Genomic DNA, 336 nt, shown 5'->3' with positions numbered 1-336 from the left:
CCCAGGGCGTGGCTGAACACGCTGGAGCCGTCGGGCTGGCGCCAGGTGGCCAGCAGCCAGCCCAGGTCCAGCAGCGGATCGCCGATCGTGCACATCTCCCAGTCGACGATCGCGACCACCTCCGGCCCCGTGCGCGAGAACATCACGTTGGCCGCGTGGTAGTCGCCGTGCATGATGCCCGGCGTCCAGTGCGCCGGCCGGTGCCGGTCCAACCAGGTCGACACCTCCTCGATGCCGGGGATCTGCGGCCCGGGATAACCCTCGTAGTCGTTGTAGGACTCGAGCTCGGAAAGCCAGCGCGGCCCCTGGCGCTCCAAAAAGCCCTCCGGCTTACCG

1 protein-coding gene is annotated in these 336 nt (G+C 69.3%); it reads right to left on the bottom strand.

Annotation, left to right across the window (positions count from 1 at the left end):
• A partial coding sequence (locus KHA85_RS17495) for a phosphotransferase family protein (protein WP_213186755.1) occupies positions 1–336 on the bottom strand: 336 nt, incomplete at both ends.

Source organism: Dietzia massiliensis, assembly GCF_018390595.1.
Classification (GTDB): domain Bacteria; phylum Actinomycetota; class Actinomycetes; order Mycobacteriales; family Mycobacteriaceae; genus Dietzia; species Dietzia massiliensis.
This window is presented reverse-complemented; position numbering and strand designations above follow the sequence as displayed.